Below are 19938 nucleotides of genomic sequence, written 5' to 3'. Positions count from 1 at the left end.
CTTCCAGTCGGCCCGATGGCCGCTCGCGGGAGCCGCTCGCAATCGGAGGCCATCGATTGGGGTCGATTCGGAGAGGCACCGCCCAGGATCAAGGGCCACACGGACCGAAGCGTGCGGCCGCCTACGTGCGCATGTCGACCGAGCCGCAGACCTTCTCGCCGGAGAACCAGCTCGCGCTCATTCGGCGCTACGCTGAGGAGCGCGGGTTCGACATCGTTCGGGTATATGAGGATGCTGGCCGCAGCGGGCTGACGCTGGAGGGTCGGGACGCCATGCGCCGGCTCCTGGCCGACGTCGAGGGCGGACGGGCCGATTACGAGGCGATCCTCGTCTACGACGTCAGCCGCTGGGGCCGCTTCCAGGACGCCGACGAGGGCGCCCATCACGAGCACGCCTGCCGCAAGGCGGGCATCACCGTGCACTACTGCGCCGAGCAGTTCGACAACGATGGCAGCATCGGATCGACGCTGCTCAAGGCGGTGAAGCGGGTCATGGCCGGCGAGTACAGCCGGGAGCTGTCCGTGAAGGTTTTCGCCGGGCAGTGCCGCCTCGTCGAGAAGGGTTTTCGCCAAGGGGGCATGGCGGGGTACGGCCTGCGCCGCCTGCTCATCGACGAGCACGGCGCGACCAAGGCCGAACTGCGCCACGGCGAGCGCAAAAGCCTGCAGACGGACCGGGTCATCCTCGTGCCGGGACCCGACGCCGAGGTGTCGACGGTCCGGCGGATCTACGCCCTGTTCGTCGCGGGTGAGCCGGAAAACGCCATCGCCGAACGCCTCAACCGGGAGGGGATCCCGACCGACCTCGGCCGCCCGTGGACGCGGGGGACGGTGCACCAGATCCTCACGAACCCGAAGTACGTCGGCGACAACGTCTACAATCGCGTCTCGAAAAAGCTCAAGCAGCGGCGGGTCACGAACGCCCCCGCGCTCTGGGTCGTCGCCAAGTGGGTGTTCCGGCCCGTGGTGGACGCGGAAGCCTTCGAGCGCGCCCGCGCCATCGTCGAGGATCGCAGCCGCCGCTACGACGACGCGGCGTTGCTCGACCTGCTAGCCCGGCTCCTGCGGGCGACCGGAGCGCTGTCGAGCCTCGTCATCGACGAGCGCGAGGACATGCCGTCGAGCAGCGTCTATCGGCACCGCTTCGGCAGCCTGCTGCGCGCCTATCGCCTGGTAGGCTACGCGCCCGACCGAGATTACCGCTATCTGGAGGCGAACCGGCGCCTGCGCCTCCTGCATCCCGAGGTGGTCGCCGCGGTGAGGGAGGGCCTGGAGCGGGCCGGCGGCACGGTCTCCCGCGATTCGGGCACGGACCTCCTCGTCGTCAACGGCGAGTTCACCGCCTCCGTGGTGATCGCCCGCTACCGCAGCACGGCCGCGGGCTCGGCGCGCTGGCGCATCCGTCTCGATAGCGGCCTCGCGCCGGACGTGACCGTCGCGGTCCGCATGGACGCCGGCAACGCCGCGCCGCTGGACTACTACGTCCTGCCGCGCATCGACATGACCGAGCCGCACCTGCGCCTCGCCGAGAGCAACGGTCTCTCCCTCGACGGCTACCGCTTCGACGACCTCGGCTTCTTCTTCTCGCTCGCGGCGCGGGCCAGCTTCACGGAGGCGGCATGACGGAACGGGTCAGCAGACGGGTCGCCACGATCCCGGTCGACCGGATCACGGTGCTCAACCCGCGCGCACGCGAGAAGCGGCGCTTCCGCGAGATCGTGGAGAACATCGGGAAGGTGGGCCTGAAGCGCCCGATCACCATCACGCGGATCCCGTCCGCGGACGGCACGGAGGCCTACGGCGTCGTCTGCGGCGAGGGACGGCTGAGGGCCTGCATCGACCTCGGTCAAACCGCGGTCGCCGCCATCGTGATCGAGGCGAGCGAGCAGGACTGCTTGGTGATGAGCCTCGTGGAAAACTGCGCCCGCCGCAAGCATCGCCCCGCCGACCTCCTCCACGATGTCGAGACCCTGCGCCGGCGCGGCTACACGGACGGCCAGATCGCGGCGAAGATCGGGTGCACGCCGCAATGGGTCAGCATGGTCGGCGGCCTGATCGAGCGCGGTGAGGAGCGCCTGCTGTCGGCCGTCGAGACGGGGGTCCTCCCCGTGAGCGTCGCTGTCGAGATCGCCAAGGCGGACGAGGCGGGGGTGCAGGCCCTGCTGACGCAGGCCTACGCCGAGAGGAAGCTGTCCGGGGGTAAGCTGATCAAGGTCCGCCGCCTGCTCGAAGCGCGGCGGAAGCGGGGTCGGGAGAGCGACGCGAACCCCTTCGGCCGGAAGGAGCCGTCGCGGCGCCCGAACTCCACGGCCGCGCTGGTGAAGGTCTTCCAGCAGGAGGCCGGGCGCGAGAGGGTGCTCGTCAAGAAGGCCGAGCTCACGCAGTCGCGCCTGATGTTCGTCGTTGAGGCCATGCGCAAGCTCAGAGCCGACGCCGCCTTCGTGGCGCTGCTGCGGACGGAGCGGCTTGACGGCATGCCGGCCGATCTCGACGACCGCGTTTCCGGGAGGGCGGCATGAGCGAGATGGGACGTAAGGCGTTCGTGCTCGGGTTCGAGCCGGAAATCGTGGTCGTGCCGATCGACGCCCTGATGCCGGTGAAAACCCTGAGGCCGACCGTCAAGGCAAGCCACAAGTACACGCAGATTGCGCAATCCATCCGGGAGATCGGCGTCGTGGAGCCTCCGGTGATCGCGCGCGACGCGGCGGCCCCGGGACGCTACCTCCTGCTCGACGGGCACCTCCGGGTGGAGATCCTCAAGGACGCGGGGCACACGGAGGTCGAGTGCCTCGTCTCCACGGACGACGAGGCCTTCACCTACAACCGGAACATCAGCCGGATCTCCCCCGTGATGGAGAGGGCGATGATCGTGCGCGCCATGGAACGCGGCGTGCCGCAGGAGAAGATCGCCGCGGCCATGTCGATGGACGTGGTCAGCATCAAGCGTCGCGTGAAGATCCTCGACGGGATCTGTGAGGAGGTCGTGGTCCAGCTCGCGGACCGGCAATGCCCGCTGTCGGTCTTCGACATCCTGCGGAAGATGAAGCCCCTCCGGCAGATGGCGGCAGCCGACCTGATGATTCAGCACAACAATTTCAGCGTGGCCTACGCCTCGGCGATCCTGGCCGGCACGCCGCAATCGGAACTCCTCGCGGGCGCGAAGGCCAAGCCGAAGGGCGTGACGCCGGCCGCGATGGCCCGCATGGAGCGCGAACTCGAAAACCTGCAGATGTCCGTCGGCGCGATCCAGGAGACGTTCAGCCGCGACAACCTCCACCTGACCGTGGCCAAGGGCTACCTTGGCAGGTTGCTGGCCAACCAGGAGGTGCACCGCTTTCTGGCGGAAAGGTACCCCGATCTACTCGAATCGTTCCTCACCGTCGCGGAAGTGACTTCCACCTTGCCGGCAGACGAGGCGGCCTGAGACCTGCTACGCTGCCCCGTCAATCTGCTAACTCGGACGCGACATCCCTCGGATGCAGGCGGTGTCGGCTGGCTGGATCGATACCTCATTGCATGACCGGCCTAGACCGATCGCCCGGCGGAAAACACCCTGGAGCATCGTTGTCGAAGCCAGTTTGGTCATAAATGCACGAGAGGGGGCAAAACATCATAAAATGTAGCTTTCCTGAGGTTTGCAGCTAAGTTGTTGATCTTACTGGCCCCGGTTATGTGCTCGCTCTCGGCTCGATTCGGAAACATCATGGCTTGTCGCTGAGGCGTACCAAGTGTGAGGTTTTCGATGAGACAGGCCCGAGTGCCGACCGACGCTGAGCTGAGGAGGCTTTTGGCTGTGGCGGGCCAGGGCCGGTACGGTCCCCGGAACCGGGCTGCGCTCATGCTGAGCTACCTGGCTGGGCTACGGGTCGGTGAAATTGCCACCCTTTGCTGGGGCGATCTCCTTGATGGCGGCGGCAAGGTGCGCGAGCAGCTGCGGCTCAGTGCGGCCGTTACAAAGGGCGGCTACGCGCGTGTCGTGTTCCTGAATGCGCGCTTGCGTAGGGAGATTGAGCAGTACCGTGGTAGCTTTGGGCAGCCCCCTACTTTGCTGCAGCCGGTCCTCATCACCCAGAAGCGTTCGGCATTCAGCGCGAACACGCTGTGTCAGCTCATGCGGAGCTGGTACGATCAAGCTGGCTTGGACGGAGGCTCAAGCCATAGCGGCCGGCGCAGGTTCATCACTCATCTGGCTCATGCGGGCATCTCACCCAAGGCGATCATGATGCTGGCGGGTCACCGGCACCTCTCGACCACGCAGCGTTACATCGACGTCAATGACGAGATGATGCGCGCCGCCGTGGAGGTACTCTGACCGCCACAACTACACGAGCGCGTTGCTGCTTGCCCCGGCCGTTAGGCTGTCTGGGTGAGGCTGCGATGGTCCGTGCCGCAAAGCGGTAGCCACCAAGCCAGCACCGCGTAGCCCGCAAGTACTGCCCCGAGTGTGGCGAGACGTCGTCATGCGTGGCGCACCTGCTCGGCCCGGTCGTACGCGTCCTTTGTCGGCCAGCCCCGCGTCGGAGGACCTCCGACGCGGGGATTCCCCGAGTCCATTAGAAATGGTAACAGTCACGCCTCTCAGTTTCTAGCTCGGCGCGGAGCACCGCAAATTGTCATGGACCTCGACCATTTTCTGCAGAATCACGTAGCCAACAGCACTCAGCATCGCTGCTTTTACCATTTTACGGACAGAAGCAATATTCCGTCGATACAGGCAAGACACTTGCTGTCCATGCGCAATGCTAGAGCGATGGGCGTCCAGGTCCCGGCCCCCGGTGGAAATCAACTTAGCTTGGACGAAGACCGACGCACGGGCATGGACGGCTACGTTCATCTATGCATGACCACCAGCCACCCGATGGCCTACGTCGCGAGGCAGGATGGGCGCATCAAAGACATCGTTTGGATAAAGGTGAACCCGTACGTTATCAAACTCCCTGGTGTCATGCTGACCGATGTCGTCTCCAATAGCGCTGCTTGTAAGCCTTTCCCTGCAACCGAGATCAACAGGCTTGACCTAGAGGTCTTGTACACTCGGACCGACTGGCGAGATTCGGCTGTTCACGCTCGTTTAAAGCGTGCGGAGAAGTATGAGGTATTGGTGCCGAACCACATTCATTTGAACGATCTTCAGATCCCATAATGGCAGAGAGACCTGTCTTTGTTCCGACTTTCAAAGGGGATCGGCTTGTTGACGTCGTCAACATCCGGTTCACTTGGCATGCTGGAATGTCAGATAAACAGAAGAAAAAGAATGTCGCCGAACTGCACATGATGGCTAACCGGGAGGGACTTTCACCTATCCTGGAAATTTCAAGCAAATCAGATAAAGAAGCCGGCATACGCCTGAGCGCGTTCAAGATGCCAATTAGCGCGGGAGGCATCAAGACTACCGTCGAGTGTGCCTTCCAAGGCAGCAAAGTCTTCGAACATGGCGGACCGTACACGGATTTGTACGAGACCGACAGCCGCTCGGCCAAGAAGGACGAGAGAATAAGAAACTCAGGGCGGTTGTTAGGATTTAGGTTTGACGGCGAGGACTATCCCTTATCGCCAGCGACGGCCTTTTACGACTGGCTCTATGTGAATGCCCTCTACCCGCACCGGGAGTGGCTCGAACGCCTGGACCAGTGCGTCGGCTTCACCGACATCGAGTTCAACCCTGAGAAGTCGATTAATTGCCAGGCCAGGTCGTGCGCCACGTTCGTGGCACTCCAGAAGCGTGGCGCCCTCGACGACGCGATGGACAGCTTCGGTGCATTCCTTACCCTCCTGGAACGCTCATACGTTTGAGCCGGAGAGCGGGGCTGACGATGCGCTCGTCTCTCATTGATCTCGCGTACGTGGCGTGAGGAGAGCACGCCGTTCTGGCGCTACTCGAAGGCCGGCATCGTCACGACCGACCTCGTGCCGCTGGCGGGCTCGCAGCGAGCGCTGATTGGCCGACTCGACCGCAAGCGCTCGGCAAGCTTGACGGGCGCGCTCGACGCCTGCAACGCGCGCTTGGGCGCACGCTGGAGGAGGCGTTGGCGGCCTTGTAGGCTGATTGCGCCTCGCCAGCCTACCGGGAGCAGCAACCGCGGCGGGCTCGACTGGGCTGGGCGATCAGGCGTCTTGCGGCCGACGCGGAGGGGGCGAGCAAGGAGCCTGCCGATCGTCGGCGACGGACGTGATAGCGGAGTCGAGGCGGTTCAGCGGCGGTGTTGCCTCACCGATATCGCGACCCGTGGGCGGCTCGCATAGGTTGTGAACGGCAAAGAGGAGCGGATGATGCGCGGTACGGCCGGCCTGTTGGCTTTCGGAGTCCTGGCTTTTACGGCGCCGCGGGCGGAGGCGATCGTCCAATGTCCCGATCGGCGCGGCATCTATGTTCCCGTCTCCGGGCAGCCGCACGAGCTGAAGTTCACAGGCTCCACCGGCACCCTGACGCTCAGGAACGGCCGCGCCCGTCTCACCTACGCCTTCGCTCTGACCCACTCGAATGGCTTCGCGCGCACCCATATCGTCGTCAACGGTAAGGATGCGCCGTCGAGCGTGGTGTCGGGGTACAATCCAGATTTCACGGGCTATCGAGGCGACGGATCGGCGAGCTACCTGATTTTGCCGGACCTGTCGGTGAGCTTCTACTACTGGGAGCCCTTCAGGTCCCGTCCCAATGCATAAGACATGCTGCCGGCCGATGCGTGGCGCCTTGCGCGGTGCACGCCGAGCGGAACTTGAGCGAGCAGCTTCTGAGGATTGCTGGCCGTGGCGCGGGCCTGTCCCGCCTCCCGGAACAACACGTCCGGCCTCGCACCATGCCGTCGCCTAGCAACCAGTCGTGGCCGAGCGTCGGCGGCCGGACGGTGTTTGCCCCTATCTTGAGGTAGAGGCCGTCGAGGCCCAGCGGGATCGCTCCGGCGAAGGGCAGGTTCTCCAGCGTCAGTTCCGCGTGCATCGGTTCATGGACGCCGACCACGAAGGGGTTGCGTCTTCCGGGCAGGCGCAACCGGTTGGAAGCAGCCAGCAGGCCGACGCCAACCTCGGCGGCAACGCGGAAGGCTATTCCGTTCCGCACCAGCTTGGTGCAGTGTGGTGCAGGGACTCTAGGGACGGTGGCATGGCGGGCAAGGTTAGGTTCTCCGTGAGCATCGATCCGAAGATCAACGCCGCGATCGAGCGGGTGGCGCGGCGTCACAAGCCGGAGCTGTCGAAGAATTATATCATTGAGTTCGCCCTTGTCCGTCTGCTTGAGGCAATGGACGGCAAGCAGCTTGCGCTTCCGCTTGTACTCGATCCTGTTACCGATGCCTCCCGCTGACTGCGCCATCCCACGGGGTAGGAAAAGGCCTCGTCCGCTAAGCTGCAGGTGCGATCTTGGATAGCCTGGGCCGCGAGCTCCTAAACGAGGTCTACGGGCAGTTCGGCGAGCGCTCAGACGACCTGCTGGACGCTACTTCGCAGCCGGACAGGTTCGCAGAGTCGGGCGAGCCGGTGGAGCGTTGGACCGACCTCGGCGATTGGCTGGGCCTCGCGGAGAGGCTTGGGGCTGAGAAGGTGCTGTTTCTCCGAGGCGATCCCGTCGCGGTGTTCGCGGACGCGCGGGACGCGCCGGATGAGACTTCGCTGGGTGAGCTATACCGACGCGCATGGTGCATGTCGGAGCCGCGATGCTTGTTTATCGCATTGCCGAACGAGGTTCGCGTCTACGCCCTTAGTTGCCCGCCAAAGCGCGGCACCCCCCCCTCCGATCCCTGGCGAGTTCTCTCGACCGCCGCTGACGTACTGGAACTCACGCGCGAGGTCGACAAGTTCGGTCCCGACTTGCAGGGCCTGATGGAGATTGGCGGCTTGGCGCCCACGCGCGCTGACCGCAGGCTCATCGGCGACCTTCGCATCCTGCGGTCACAACTCGAGGCGACCGGCCTGACGATGGCGGAGGCTCACGCCCTCATCGGCCGATCAATCTTGGTGCGCTACCTTGAGGATCGGGGAGTGCTGACGCGCGCCTACTTCGAGGGCGTGGCCGAAGGCGTTGCATCGTGGCGACACAACCTCGACGTCGAGGGCGACACACCAATCCTCGGGCCGCCCGGCAAGCAGCGGTTTTACGACAGGGTGCTCTGTGACGCCGACTTCACCGCCGCCCTCTTTGAGCGGCTCGCGAAGGACTTCAACGGCGACCTGTTCGCGCTCGGGGAGGCACGGGACAAGCGCTTCTCTGACCCGGCGCTACATCTACTGCGGGCTTTCCTCCTTGGCGAGGTGGAGAGCGACCAGCGGCCGCTTTTCTTCTGGGCTTACGACTTCGAAGTAGTCCCTCTCGCCCTCATAAGCAGCATATACGAACAGTTCTACCACGATGTTCTTGATGGCGAGGGCGAGGGCGGTCATGGCGAGTCGGGTGACAGCACCGAGAAATCAAAGGCCGCGCCGGACCGGCAGGCGTATCTCGACCAACAGAGTGACAGAAAGCAAGCGGAAGATCGCGACGAACTCCGCCAGGAATCTGGAACCCACTACACGCCCGCCAATCTCGTTCATGATGTGCTACGTCGCACGCTAACTCCTGCCGTCCTAACCCTTGAGCCAAAGATCCTAGATCCGGCATGCGGGTCTGGAGTCTTCCTCGTGGAAGCGTTCAGGCGCGTAGTTCGCTTCGAGGCGCAGCGGCTGCGGCGCAAGCTCTCTCCAGCGGAGCTACGCGCGATCCTTCAGCGCCGGGTCTTCGGAATCGAGATCAACGCCGAGGCTGCGCGGGTGGCAGCGTTCAGCCTTTACCTCGCCTTGCTGGACCAGCAGGACCCGCCAGACATCGCCTCGGGTGGTCCGTTGCCGTACCTGCTTTATAGCGGCGTGCGTGACGAGAGGCGCTTCGGGATCATCGTCGTCTCAGACGCTTTCGCATTGACGGACGAGGAACGGCGCCTGCTGTCGGACCGAGTGGCCGCCAAGCGAAGCTACGCGGGGCGGGGCGATGACCTCAAGCTGCTGGCCGCTGCGGGTGCGCTTGACCTTATCCTAGGCGACTTTGACGTGGTCGTCGGCAATCCACCCTGGCACGAAGTGCCCAATCGGGAGCCGGTCCCCCGTCTCTGGGCCTCAGCCTTCCAGCTGCCCGCCGGCGAAGGATCGTTCTCGCAGCTATTCATCCACCGTGCGATGACGATGCTGCGGGAAGGAGGCGCGCTCGGCCTCCTCGTCGGAATGAAGGTGTTCTGGAACGACCGGGATACGAGTAGAGCGTTCCGCCGACACTTACTCACCCATGCTGCGATAGGCCAGGTCGTGAACATGGCGCACGTGCGCCGCGTATTCTTCACCAAGGCGGTTGCGCCGTTCGCTTTCATACTGGCGGAGAAGCGCCGGCCTAATCCGGCCGAACGCGCCGTGCTCTGGAACGCCAGACGGGCTGGCTCCGTCGAGCGGCTTCGAACGATGTCCGCCGTCCCACTCGACCGGCGCGTAGTCGCCCAAGCAGACCTCGCGGAAGCGGACCACCTCTGGAAGGTCTTCTGGTGGGGCGGGCACCACGATGCCGCTTTGGTATCTAGGCTGCGCTTGGAGCGAACCCTCGGCGAAGCGGTTGGGAACTTCGAACCGCAGCCGGGCTACGGCTGGCAACGCGGTGGCCGCGAGCCGACGGGCCTACTGGCGGTCCTGCCCGAGCTGAGCAACAGGAAGGTTCAGCCGTTTGGTCCGTTGCAGGACGACTGGTTCCTGCCACCCCCCACGGGGGTGAAGCGCGATCCCGACCAGCGCATCTACGACGAGCGCCGCCTCGTCATCACGCACGGAGTGCGAGAGCCGCTAGGCCCCGTCGCGCGCCTCGAGGATCGCCCGTTCTCGTTTCGGCACAGCTTCTATTGCATTCCACTGCGCCATGTCACCGATGCCCAGGCGAAGACGGCTCTGGGCGTGCTGTGGTCGTCGCTCGGCCGCTACTTGCTCTTCATGACGGCAGGCAGCTGGGGTGGCTGGCATGATAAGGTGACGGCCCGCGACCTCCTCAGCATTCCTATCCGGTTTGCGCCCTCATGGGGCATGGCGCAGGCAGAGCACGACGATGCGACCGGACGCGTCGTCCGTGCTGTGGATCTGCTTCGTGACAAGGCTCCGGCCGCGCCCCAGAGCCCTTTCCTCATCGGCAGACAAGAGAAGCAAACCAACTGGGAGGACGTCTCAACCTTCCGTCTCTTAGATGACGCCGTCTTCGATCTATTCGAGCTATCGTCGTCCGAACGCGACCTCGTCGAGGATTTCTGGGCCGAAGAACACGATCTCTACTGGAAGGGAGCAGCGTCAAGCGCAACGATGCGCCTGCCGCTGCCCGAAGCAGTCGCCGGATCCCGTACCAGCTCCCCCGACGCATCGTTGCCGAAGGGTTTGTCACGATACCTACGCGCCTTCCTAGACGCCTGGGAAGAGCATCTGCCTGAAGGGGTCGATCTGAGCTGGTGCGTCATGCCGTCACCTGCCGGGGATGCTCTGGCAGTGACTTTCGAACTCGTCGATCCGAGCGCATCGGACGGGATAGCCGCAAATGAAGACTGGGCCTCCGTGGTCGCCCGCTGCGCTGCAGCCCTCTCCAGGCCAGTGTCGCCCGCCTTCCACGTCAGGCGCTTGGTGCGAGCGGTGACGAACAACGGCTTCGTCATCCTAAAAGAGAACGCCCGTCGGCTTTGGACAGCCAGCACCGCCCGCGAGGACGCCGAGGCCCTGTTCGTGCAAATGGTCTCGCGCAGGAGCGCTTGATTGGATGGCGGTACTAGATGCGATCTCGACCGGTTTGTGGCCTGCCTTCGTGGATAGCGTGCAGGCGGTAATTCGGGCCGGCTTGGAGGGACTGGCGATGGACGCGGAGGTCGGCGGCTTCGAAGGGAGCAGCGAAAACGACCTGAACCGCGAACTGTTCTTCCGGATGAGGCGTGTCGCCGTAACGCGTCACAAGGCTCTGCTTTCGCTCACGCCGCGGCCAGCGCTTAGCCGCGAGCACACCTGGAATCTAGTCGCAACCTACGAGGCGAACAACCTTCCAAGCCCCGACGATCCCGAAAGGACGAATCGCGAGAACAAGCGCCCTGATTTCCAGTGGAGCTTTCAAGACGACCAAGCAGTAGACCTCGACCGGGCTACGCGAACCTATGTGGTGGAATGCAAGCGGTTGGGCACAGCCGCTGGAGCCTGGATCTTCAACGGAAACTACGTCGCCCACGGCGTGCGCCGCTACATCGACGAGACTCATCTCTACGGCAAGGATGACATTTACGGAGGGATGATCGGCTATGTCCAATCGATGGACGTCGGGACTGTCGCGGGCGAAGTCGTCAAGGCGCTCGCCGAAAGCAGCCTTCCCACGCTGCCCGTCCCCTCACCCCTTCCCGGCTCGTCGGCAGTGCACGTAGCAGAGCACGAACTGGATCGCTGCAACGCCGCCTCACCGTTCAAGCTGAGGCACTTCTGGGTGGACCTGCGTCTGCCGGTCTAAGCTCGACTTTGGCCTTTTGCGGCAAGTTGAGTGGGCGGAGGTGACGAAGCGGGCGTGACGGATAGGCTGGTGGCGTCCCCGCGAAGAGACACCGCCATGCTTCCCCTGCCCACACCGTACCGCCAGGGTCATCCTGGCGTTCGCACCGCTGTTCGTCCACCGCTCGTGGCGACACGCCCAGAACCTGCTGGTCGGCGCGATCCTCACGCCGTGGCAGCGCACGGTGACAAGCGTCCTGCGCATCATGGGGCGCGCACAGGAGCGGCGGTTCGTGAACGTCCACCGCATCCTCAACCGGGCGGCGTGGTGCCCGTGCTCCGGCGGCCGTATCTTGCTCCGGTTCCTCGTCAATGCGTTTGCGCAACGTGGCCCCGTGGTCATGGGACTGGACGACACGATCGAGCGCCGTCGCGGCAGGCGGATCGTGGCAAGGGGCATCTACCGTGATGCGGTTCGCTCCTCCGACAGCCACTTCGTCAAGGAGAGCGGGCTGCGCTGGATGAGCCTGATGGTGCCCGCCCTAATCCCCTGGGCGGGGCACGTCTGGGCGTTACCGTTACTGACCGCGCTGCCGCCGCCAGATCGTGGCGACCGCGTCCACCACATGCTCGCGTAGATCTTGGCTGCAGGGTCCGCCCATACCTCGCTCCTCGTCCTCAGCGCGCAACGAATCAGCCCAACGCCGTGACGTGACCCCTCGCCACCCGCCTCGGCTCCAACCGGAAACGCTCCAGTTGGGCAGGCGCTTTCCCGCTTCAAGGTGTAATACAACCGTTGAACGTCTAGGACGAAACGGTCTTGTTCTCTCTAGGGTAACGCACGGCCCGCCAGTTTGGTCACCAGCGTCTCTGGCGATTGTGCAAGATTGCAGATCACTGGATGCGGTTTAGAACACTGAATCCTCCGTCGCAGAAAGCTTCTTCGGCCGCCAAAGTTCGGTACAGAATGGCTCGCCAGTGGTTCGGGCCGAAGTCGCCTTCAAAATCTTCCGCATCTTGGAGCAACTCGGCCGCGACTCGCTCAGCATCGCGCGCGGGACCGTAGAACCGCGCGAGAGCCCGGCGTCGCTCCCTCAGATGCTCAAGCGACATTGTCCGGTAACGATCCGCCAAGCGCAGCTGACGGAAGTGAGATTGCAAGTGTTGGAACGTTTTCACTGTCATGCCGCCCGATCTGTGCAGACTGAAGCTTAAGCCCAGCGCATCTGGGAGGAGCGTCACACTTAACCGGACGAACGAGGTTTTCGGTACCACATCGAAGTAGGGGTGAAGGAATAGCCGGACGTCCGTGGTCTCGTCAACGACAAGCTTGCTCTTACGCGTGTTGCAAGGCGAGCAGCACGGGATGAGGTTTCTCGAGAACACCGCGAACTGCGGGTGCTGCTCCTTTGGGAGATAATGGTCCAGTGTCGACGCCTCACCCAATCCACAGAACGGGCAGCGGGCGAGGAGGACGGGTTTGTGCAGCTTGGTACGAAGGTCCGCCATCGGCTTGGTCTCCACCTCGTAGGAGTGGATCAAGGCCTCAGCTTGTTCGTCGTCCAGCACACCCTTTGGAAGGTCGGCGACTTCCGGGACTGCTGCGACGTAATCGCGGTAAGCGGCGAGTATGCTTGTGCGAACCGCGCGCAGGCGTGCGCGGCGAGGCGCGAGCTTCGCCGCGATGAGCGCGTCGAAAATCTCTTCGTCGTCAATGGTTGGGACCGGAACTCCGAACATGACGGGAAGCTATGCCTCATCGTCCTCTTGCACCGAGACCACGTAGGATCTCGCTGCAAAGCCGAGCCGCCGATCAAATAGCTCCTCGATCTGCTCCAAGGATCTCTTGGACGCCATCGTGCGGAGCGTATCGTGCCAATCCGTCGACCCGTCATCCAGATTAAAAACGTCTTGTGTAATCACCCCAATGCTTTCGCCGAAAGTTTCAATCATTGCCGTCGTCGCGCGTGTCCGATCGCCGACGCGCTTCAGTACATGGACGAAACGAGACGGCGTCTCCTGAAGGACCACTGGCGAGTGGGTCGCAATAACGGCATAGCCGTCGAACCTCTCAAGACAATCCCTGATGCTCTTCAGCAAAGCGGCCAGAAGCGGCGGATGAAGGTGAGTCTCGGGCTCGTCTATCAACACCAGTGTCGGCTCGCTGCCGTGGACGTGTGCGGTGATCTCCGTAACGATCTTAAGAACGACCTTGTGGCCGCTGCTCAGGCCATGGAAAAATTCCGCTAAACTCTTGTCGTCCCGATCCCGGTAGAACCTGGTCAATCCGATACGTTGGAAGCTCGCGTCACGCAGCAAGGGCTTGAGTATCTCAAGAAGTGCATCAAGGCGGTCGGCTTCGCGCACCCGTCGCAGCGCCGACAGAAACTCCGCTTCGATCTCGTCCGGCGTTCGCAGTCTATACGTCTGACGGCCTTCAAAATTATCTTCTACCTCGCCTGCGCGCTCGCGAAGCCCGCAATAAACGTAGCCAAAGATCGCGCCTTCTTCCCGAAGCTTGTCCTTCTCCTCATCTGTCTGACCCGGGATAACGAAGGTGTCAAACGCACTGTAGGACACGACCACCACAGTCTTAAATGGCGGCGGGTTGCCGATGAAGCGGCCCGCGCTCTTCGCCAGGAGTTCCTCCTTAGTCGAATAACCGAACCCGCTCGCGACAATGGCGAGGTTCGACAGGAGGCGCGTCTTGCCGGTGCCGTTGTAGCCGATCAGAGCATTCATTCGATGCGGCAAGGGCCCTTTGCGGCGAAAGTCAAATTCGATCGTAAAGGTGTTCGCTCCTTCAGCGACTTGCGTCTTAAACTTAACAACAAAGCCGGCTCTTCTGCGCTTCTGGACAGGCACATCCCGCTGGAAGAGCTTGACCGCATCGGCGATCGTACGTTCAGCGCCGCTGAAGCGCAGCAGCGAGACCTTGTAACCTTCGAGATCCTCAAAGCGGGCTCGCACATCGTCGCTGAACGTGATGTCGCGCAGACCACGCAAGTAAGGTCGGTAGACTGACCGCCCACGCTTGAACATTTTCTCGTAGTATTCGAGGTTTCCACCAAGCGAGCAGAACTCTGGCTCTAGTTCCTCGAACGGCTCTCGAGGGAGCGGTCCGTAGCCGCTAGTTTGCTTCTCATGCAGAATCTTAACCGCCCCGAGCTCGACAGCCTCTTCTTCAGAGAGATGAAGAGTCGCATGGTAGGTCGTTTTGTAACTGTAGTCGTCCCAATTATCCTGAACCAACTCAACGTGAGGAAGAGTAGTTGGCTTCGACGAACGGCCATCTCTAAATTTAATGACAAATTGCAATGACTGACTTCCTCATAATCACATTTTATTTGAGAGGCAAATCGTGCGTCATGATGCGACTATTGTCCACCATCACCTTGGCGCGCCGCGCTCTTGATAACCAGGCATCTCCAATGATTATTAAACCAAGCCTACAGCAGCTGCGATGCACTGGGCAAGGGTGAGGATGGGCAATTCAGTGCCACGAAGGCCCGGCTTCTCGGTGATGCTGCGCTGGACATTCGATGTTCAGGCCCGTGTCCATTCAGGCCGCAGCCGGTCCACCACGCGTTCGAGCCGAACCTGCCCGTAGTGCTTGTCGATCATGGCGAGTGAGGTGCGGCAGTTCCGGGCTACGTCAAGCACCTCAGCCCCGTTCGCCAACTGCTCGCTGATGTAAAAGTGGCGCAGCGAGTACGGCGTGCGCTTGATACCGCGGTGATCCCTCTCCAGGTCCGCCGCCTTCAGCAGCTCGGTGAAGCCGTTCGCCACCGAGCTGATTCGCTTGCCCTGGTCGCTCGCGAACACTGGGTCCGAATCAGCCGGTTCTCGGCCGAGGCTGCGTTCGAACAGCATCCAGAGAGTGTCGAACCACGGGATCGCCGCCTTCTGCGGAATGGCCTTGCCACTCTTGCCTTTGCCCCGCACCTGCAGCCGGATGTCCCGCTCGTCCACGCTCTTGCTTCTGCCGGCACGATAGCCCAGCACATCGCCCCAGGTCAGGTTGTACATCTCAGTCGGCCGCAGGCCGGAGAACGCGCCGATCATCACGTATGCATGCAGCACGGTGCGATCGCGCCGGGTGTGGTCGTCCAGCCGCTTGATGCGCCAGCTGCGCTGGTCGCTTGCGCGCACCTCGGCACCAGAGCCATCCATGATGGGATCCACCAGGCGGCTGAGGCTCGCTGCCTCCAGTCGGGCGAACTCGTGCGGCTCGAAGCTCGGCCGTCGGTTGTCGGGCGAGCGACGCGCTTTGATGCTGATCTCCGGAGGGGTCTTCAGATAGCCCTGCCGCGAGGCCCAGCGCAGCAGCGCACGCAGCACCACGGTTACACCGCGTTGGCGGCTCAGGGACGGCGCTGAGCGCCGTACAGGCCGGCGTAGGCGGTGGCCGTCCCGCTCGTACTCGATGTGCGTGATCAGCTTGCCAGGGCCATCCGTCCAATAGGTGCGCCGCCACTCCGCGTAGCGCTCCAGATCGGCCTCGCTGACGGCGTCGATGGGCTTGTCGCCGAAGAAGCCCACGAAGTAGCGGCGAATCACGGCGGGCTCGCTCTTGCCCTGGTCGGGTCGCCGCTCGCCGCGCTCCACCTCCCGCAGGATCTGCGCGATGTACGCCTCAGCCACGCTCTCGAAAGTATGGGTCTTGGCTGTGAGCCCCTGCTTGGCGCGGTAGGTGGCCTCGTACCAGATGGCCTCGGCCTTGCGCTCGGCCTCTCTGCGGTCATCCGTGTCGAGGGATCGCTTGAACTGTCCCTGGCCCTTGATGCTGAAGCGCACCTGCCATCGGGTGCTGCCAGCGCGCTGGAACAGCTGGTAGCGTTCGCCTGGGGCGTTTGCAGGGGTGCTCACGATGCGGCCCTGTCTGGTTACTGCGATGCAGGGGACTGCGCTAGAAGTGCGCTAGGCTGCTCCGTGAGCCCCCAGCAAACCGTTACGCCCGCACGATAATTTTTTCGGCTGCGCTAGCGCTGCTCTAGGATTTAAAGCCGAACCGCGCAGAGAGCAAGGCAAACAAAAACCCCGCTAAGTGCTTAGCGAGGTTGGATAAAAATGGTAGCGAGGGAGGGATTTGAACCCCCGACACAAGGATTATGATTCCTGAGAGATCTGTTTCAGATCAATCCCTTACGGATGCCGTGTTGCAGTCGTGTTGCGCTAGACCGTTTCCAGGAGCCCTGTTTCGATCGCCGCCAGCTTCGCGGCCTCATCCTCTCGTGCCTCGAACAGGTAGCCGTATTGGTCGAACGTCTGTTGGATCGAGGCGTGCCCCATGAGGCTCTGCACGCGCTTCGGGCTGAGCCCCTGTTCGATCCACAGGGCGGCCGCGGCGTGCCGTAGCGCGTGGAGCGAGAACTTCGCATCCGGGTTTCCGTCCGTGCCCTGCATCGTCACGCCCGCCGCCACCTGGATCGGCCAGAACACCCGGTTCAGGATATTGCCGTGGGTCTCGACGCCGCCGGCCCCGGTCGGGAAGACGAGCCCGAGCTTGCCGATGGGGCACGCGAGCTTCCAGGCCTTCAGGGTGCGGAGGAGGGTAGGGGGAGAGCGGGATATCGCGGGTGCCGGCCTTCGACTTCGGCGGCCCGAACTTGTTGAACCGGTCCGCTCGCCGCCGCACGCTCAGCACGCCGCGCTTCAGGTCAACATCCTCCCACAGCAGCCCGCGCATCTCGGATCCGCGCAGGCCGGTGAAAATCAGCGTGAGGATCAGCGGGCGCCACCGGTCGGGCGTGTGATCGATGATCGCCTTCAGCTCCTCCCGCGTTGGCATCTCCGGCCGCACATCGTCGCGCTTCGACCGCTTCACGGGCGAGGCCGAGCGGACGTTGTTCACCGTCACCAGCCCGCGCCGCTGCGCCTCCGTGACAATCGCCGACAGAGACACCAGGACCCGCCGGCACATCTCGGGCGAGCGGCCATCCTTGAGCAGCTGATCGGTGAAGGCGTTCACGCCCGGCGCGGTGATCTTCGACAGCTTCGTGGCGCCGATGAACGGGACGATGTGCAGCCGCACGTGCGCCCGGTACTGCCGCAGCGTCGTCGCCTCGAGCTTGTCGCGCTCGCACCGCTGAAGCCACATCTCGGCTGCCTGAGCGACGGTAGGCGACACGCTGTCCGGAGTGTGCACGCCCTGCGCCACCTGATTCCGTGCCTGGACGAGGAAGGCATCTGCCTCCTTCCGGGTAGTGAATTGCTTGAACCTGCGCTTGCCCCCGCCGTCCAAGTATGAGGCCAGCCATACGGATTTTCCGCTCGGAAGCGCTCGCTTTCGAACCGTGGCCATTTATCCCTCCAAGAGATGGATTTGTTTTCGCAAATTCGAGAGCATTCTGCCGACATCGATCACTATGAAGCGCCGATGGTCTTGAGATGTTAGGCTATCAATCGGACTAGTTCTATGTGTCCAAGTTGTTGATGATAAATCACCCATCTGATCTTCGGGGTTTTTCCAGCCCGAAGACATTGCAGTTATGCTTATAGAGAGAATATCACCGAAGTAATCGGTGTCATAAAATGACATGCCGCATAGGCGTTTTTCGAAAAACATGAACCAATATGATGTTATGAACGAAACTATTTTTGTTGGGTCTAGCCCGGCCTCCGAAAGCTCAAGTGCGAGCGCTAGCTGCACAATCTGCGCTTCGCTGTAGTCAATGCGCCGCCCCTTCCCAGGCTTGTCTCCCAAGGGAAGCCCCAGGCGCTGCAGGTGCTTCAGGCGTCCTCGGAACGCACCCCGCTGCACTTCGGCATCGGCGCCATGCATCCGTGCCAGTGCGGTTTCCACTACCGCGTACGCCGCCATCCATCACACTCCCACACTCTCACGTTCTACGAGGCGCAATGGCAGGAGTGCAAGTTCACACTTGCACCTTTCCGGCGATCGATTAAGTGTAAGTGTGCACTAACCCCATGGAGTACGACGGTATGCCTGCGCATACAACGACGCTAAGTGAGCCGCCGCTTTCGGCCGACCTTCTGCATGGCGCAGATGAGATTTCGCGGTTCGTATACGGCGAGCCTCCGAACGAGAAAACGGCCGAGAGCAATCGCCGCAAGATTTATCACGCTTCAGTCAAGCACGGCCTTCCAACTTTTAAGCTAGGGGGTGCAATGACTGCAAGGCGCAGCACTATTCTGAAATGGATCGAATGCCAGGAGCCGTCTGGGCATAGCCAAAGCTGAAAAAGCCGAGTGGCGAAATCTAATTGAAATCGGGGGCGAGCCGCCGCGGGCAAAAGCAGCACGGATTTCGAATGGAAGCGGCCCCCTGAGCTGGTAACTCAGGAGGGCCGGGTCGTCGTGTCACTGTGGGAGTGAACGACACCAACCTTCCGACAAACTGAGCCGATGTCAACGCCTCCCCCGTGGGGGCGAACGGCATCGCTTTGCCCGGCGCGGCCATCGGAAGGTGGACCGGCCAGTGAATGTCTATGCCGAAATGCTCGATGCGGCCCGAGGCGCCGCACCACACAAGCTCGCGGAGGTCACAAGCGCGATCTACCAAGCCTACGGGGCAGGGGCCCTCACGGATGAGGAAGTCACGCAGCTCGATGAGCTGTTGCGGGCCCGGCAAGGCGTGGCTCGCGCCGCGCCCATGCCCTCGCTGGCAGCGCGCCTTGACCCAGGCCCGGGGCAGCCGGCGCTTCCGGGGCTCAAGCCCGAGCGCAGGAAGGGCAGATCAAGGCGTTCCGCGGCACGCGCGAGGCGCTGGGCGTTGCTGGCAATGAATTCCGCGCGGCTCGCCAGGATGTGGCCCGTTTGTCGGCCGAGCTCGAAACCGCCAAGGAACGGATGACCGCCCTTCATGGCGTGCGGGGCTCTCAGGCCCAACGCGATGCAGCCGCAGCGGATATTCGACGGATCGAGCGCCAGCTCCGAACAGCGACCACTGCCGCGCGCCGCAGCGGCGCGGCTTGGCGTCAACAAGCTGTCGCGGTTCGCGAAATGCGCCACGAGCTGGTCGAGGCAGGCGTCGAGCTGGGCGGCTTCAACCGGGCGAAGCGCGCCGCGCAGGGGCACGCACTCAACCTCGGCAAGGCTGAGGCCGAGATTGAGACCGCCACGCGCCGGGCGACTGCCGAGCTGGCCCGGCAGTCGAGCGTCGTCGGGTCGGCCGTGCGGCGCGTCGAGGATCTGGCCGCCGCGCACCGCACCGTGGCGCGCACGATGGAACACTCGACGCGGGCGCGCCGCGATGTCGTGGCCGACGGCATGGGTGCGGGCGATGAGCGTCGCCAGCAAACGGATCGGGCCTCGCGGCGCCTGATCGACGGCATGGGCGCGCCCGCGCGGGTCGCGCGCGAGCGGGCGACGGTCGAGGAGGCCCACCAAGCCAAGCGAGCGAGCGAGCGCAGGCCACGATCTTGCGATCGGCATGTCTAGGGCCTGTTGTCACTTGAGCCAATCGAGCGTTGCGGCGAGGCAGAGGACACCGGCGAAGCTGACGGCGGTCTTCTCGTAGCGTGTGGCGACG

Annotated in this window: 17 protein-coding genes and 2 pseudogenes; 12 read left to right on the top strand and 7 right to left on the bottom strand. The window is 63.3% G+C overall.

The annotated features are described in order from the left end of the window. Positions 1–125: 125 nt before the first annotated feature. From ACPCJR_RS16865 to ACPCJR_RS16815, 11 genes are all read left to right on the top strand, one after another. Positions 126–1622 (top strand): recombinase family protein, encoded by a 1497-nt coding sequence (locus tag ACPCJR_RS16865; RefSeq protein ID WP_391513061.1) that lies wholly within the window; start codon positions 126–128, stop codon positions 1620–1622. After that, positions 1619–2518, top strand: a complete 900-nt coding sequence (locus tag ACPCJR_RS16860) for a plasmid partitioning protein RepB C-terminal domain-containing protein (protein ID WP_391513063.1) — start codon at positions 1619–1621, stop codon at positions 2516–2518. Before ACPCJR_RS16865 ends, ACPCJR_RS16860 begins: the two co-directional genes overlap by 4 nt. Continuing rightward, positions 2515–3423: a plasmid partitioning protein RepB C-terminal domain-containing protein gene (locus tag ACPCJR_RS16855; protein ID WP_017482997.1), complete on the top strand. Its 909-nt coding sequence runs from the start codon at positions 2515–2517 to the stop codon at positions 3421–3423. The genes ACPCJR_RS16860 and ACPCJR_RS16855 overlap by 4 nt, the downstream gene beginning before the upstream one ends. 318 nt (positions 3424–3741) lie before the next feature. After that, positions 3742–4311 carry a tyrosine-type recombinase/integrase gene (locus ACPCJR_RS16850; protein ID WP_391513065.1) on the top strand — a complete coding sequence of 190 codons (570 nt, stop codon included), beginning with the start codon at positions 3742–3744 and terminating at the stop codon, positions 4309–4311. 303 nt (positions 4312–4614) lie between these two features. After that, a complete protein-coding gene (locus ACPCJR_RS16845) occupies positions 4615–5142 on the top strand; it encodes a DarT ssDNA thymidine ADP-ribosyltransferase family protein (RefSeq protein WP_391513067.1) in 528 nt (175 codons plus the stop codon). After that, the gene (locus ACPCJR_RS16840) at positions 5142–5792 is read left to right on the top strand and encodes a DarT1-associated NADAR antitoxin family protein (RefSeq protein ID WP_391513069.1); all 651 of its coding nucleotides are present in this window, start codon (positions 5142–5144) and stop codon (positions 5790–5792) included. Before ACPCJR_RS16845 ends, ACPCJR_RS16840 begins: the two co-directional genes overlap by 1 nt. 474 nt (positions 5793–6266) lie before the next feature. After that, entirely contained in the window at positions 6267–6662 is a 396-nt protein-coding gene (locus ACPCJR_RS16835; protein WP_391516807.1) for a hypothetical protein, read from the top strand. A 157-nt stretch (positions 6663–6819) separates the two neighbouring features. Beyond that, a complete protein-coding gene (locus ACPCJR_RS16830) occupies positions 6820–7299 on the top strand; it encodes a hypothetical protein (RefSeq protein WP_391513072.1) in 480 nt (159 codons plus the stop codon). Between the two features lie 56 nt (positions 7300–7355). Then, a complete protein-coding gene (locus ACPCJR_RS16825; protein ID WP_391513074.1) occupies positions 7356–10733 on the top strand; it encodes a class I SAM-dependent DNA methyltransferase in 3378 nt (1125 codons plus the stop codon). A gap of 4 nt (positions 10734–10737) precedes the next feature. After that, positions 10738–11466, top strand: coding sequence for a hypothetical protein (locus ACPCJR_RS16820; protein WP_391513076.1), 729 nt, complete (start codon positions 10738–10740; stop codon positions 11464–11466). 61 nt (positions 11467–11527) lie between these two features. Then, a complete protein-coding gene (locus tag ACPCJR_RS16815; protein WP_391527224.1) occupies positions 11528–12082 on the top strand; it encodes a transposase in 555 nt (184 codons plus the stop codon). Positions 12083–12338: 256 nt separating this feature from the next. Here ACPCJR_RS16815 and ACPCJR_RS16810 read toward each other — a convergent pair whose 3' ends face one another. The 6 genes and pseudogenes from ACPCJR_RS16810 to ACPCJR_RS16785 all read right to left on the bottom strand — a co-directional run bounded on the left by ACPCJR_RS16810 (position 12339) and on the right by ACPCJR_RS16785 (position 18267). Continuing rightward, positions 12339–13184 (bottom strand): HNH endonuclease, encoded by an 846-nt coding sequence (locus ACPCJR_RS16810; RefSeq protein ID WP_391513078.1) that lies wholly within the window; start codon positions 13182–13184, stop codon positions 12339–12341. Positions 13185–13193: 9 nt separating this feature from the next. After that, entirely contained in the window at positions 13194–14762 is a 1569-nt protein-coding gene (locus ACPCJR_RS16805) for an AAA family ATPase (protein WP_391513080.1), read from the bottom strand. A 228-nt stretch (positions 14763–14990) separates the two neighbouring features. Beyond that, on the bottom strand, positions 14991–16313 hold the full coding sequence (locus ACPCJR_RS16800) for a tyrosine-type recombinase/integrase (protein WP_391513082.1): 1323 nt from the start codon (positions 16311–16313) through the stop codon (positions 14991–14993). Positions 16314–16619: 306 nt separating this feature from the next. Further along, positions 16620–16850: a tyrosine-type recombinase/integrase gene (locus tag ACPCJR_RS16795; RefSeq protein WP_391513084.1), complete on the bottom strand. Its 231-nt coding sequence runs from the start codon at positions 16848–16850 to the stop codon at positions 16620–16622. 493 nt (positions 16851–17343) lie between these two features. Next, positions 17344–17544: pseudogene (locus ACPCJR_RS16790) on the bottom strand (site-specific integrase); the annotation flags it as partial. 204 nt (positions 17545–17748) lie between these two features. Further along, a complete protein-coding gene (locus ACPCJR_RS16785; RefSeq protein WP_391513086.1) occupies positions 17749–18267 on the bottom strand; it encodes a hypothetical protein in 519 nt (172 codons plus the stop codon). Positions 18268–19223: 956 nt separating this feature from the next. Between ACPCJR_RS16785 and ACPCJR_RS16780 the strand changes: the two genes are divergently transcribed. Beyond that, entirely contained in the window at positions 19224–19847 is a 624-nt protein-coding gene (locus tag ACPCJR_RS16780) for a hypothetical protein (RefSeq protein ID WP_391513088.1), read from the top strand. Between the two features lie 9 nt (positions 19848–19856). Here the strand turns inward: ACPCJR_RS16780 and ACPCJR_RS16775 are convergent. Beyond that, positions 19857–19938 (bottom strand): annotated as a pseudogene (locus tag ACPCJR_RS16775) (IS5/IS1182 family transposase); the annotation flags it as partial.

This window comes from Methylobacterium sp. NPDC097929, from assembly GCF_049543375.1.
GTDB lineage: Bacteria > Pseudomonadota > Alphaproteobacteria > Rhizobiales > Beijerinckiaceae > Methylobacterium.
The sequence above is the reverse complement of the archived record's forward strand: the minus strand, read 5'-3'. Positions and strand labels throughout refer to the sequence as shown.